Source organism: Rothia sp. HMSC064F07, from assembly GCF_001837265.1.
Taxonomy (GTDB): domain Bacteria; phylum Actinomycetota; class Actinomycetes; order Actinomycetales; family Micrococcaceae; genus Rothia; species Rothia mucilaginosa.
Genome location: NZ_KV831919.1, coordinates 1168 through 2251, shown reverse-complemented (window position 1 = coordinate 2251; position 1084 = coordinate 1168). Strand labels below are relative to the sequence as shown.

Genomic DNA, 1084 nt, shown 5'->3' with positions numbered 1-1084 from the left:
ATATCCTCGACAGCAAGCTGCTCCACCGACTCACCGGCACCATCCTTACCGGGCGTTACCTTCTCCAAGACCAAGCGATACGCACCCGAATAGTTCAGCTGCTGAGCGATCGTCAGGTTCAGTTCCGCCCTGCCATCCTTGATGCGCTCAGCGGGGATCGCCCGCTGGAACACCGTCTGACCGGTCAAACGCCCCTGCTCATCAACATGCTGCACCGAGAGGCGGTACGATCCTTCACCCGGCGCATAGAGCTCGGTAGCGCGCACCGTAAACGAGTTCGTCTGCGCGTACGGGTTCAGCCTCACCGCCCCAAGATGCAACGCAGGATGCGCGGTTTCCTGATTGGGGGAACGTACCGGAAGGAACTCAGCAACATCATTCAGCATGGAACCCGGAGAACCTTCCATGCCGGGGGAAGGCAACCCGTCCCCATACATGCCAATAAAGTAGAGTTTGCCCGGCTTCAACGTACCCGCAGGAATCTTCAGCTCCGTGCTGAAGTAGTTATTGCGGAACCACCTGGAGCTAACCCCGGAGTACGTGTAGTCCACTTCCTGAGTGAACACAGGCTTACCCACCATCTTTCCCGTTGCAGGGTCAGCCTCATAGATGGCGACGACCGGCGACTCATTAGAAATCAGTTCACTAGCCTGGGAGAGGACATGGCGTCCCTCAACCCGCAGCGTCGTATCCTTCCACGGGTTATCGATAGCGGATTGACTGAAGGTGTAGGTCCCACGGGTCGGCTGCGTTTCCTGAACCACATCAATATGGGCGCGGGCATACAAACGGTTCGACCTACTCGAAGGTTCCGGCTCAAAATCATCCAACGGGTAGTACGACATCACCACATCGAAGAGCGTACCATTGGCAACCTCAAGGTACTGCGGGGGAACCTCAAACGTGTAGGTGAGGCTACCGTCCGGGTTCTCCCGCACCTGATGCTCCAAGTCCTTGAGCATCCCGCCGTACTCCTCGAGAGGCGGATAACTATGGTGCTCCTCATACACGTACACCGATCCGTGCTTCACCAGAGCCAGCTCGTAGAAAGCGTACTTCTGACGGAATTCAGCGCTCAACGGGG

The 1084-nt window shown here is 57.3% G+C and carries 1 pseudogene; it reads right to left on the bottom strand.

Annotated elements, in window-relative coordinates:
• A pseudogene (locus tag HMPREF2712_RS09095) lies at positions 1-1084 on the bottom strand (siroheme synthase); the annotation flags it as partial.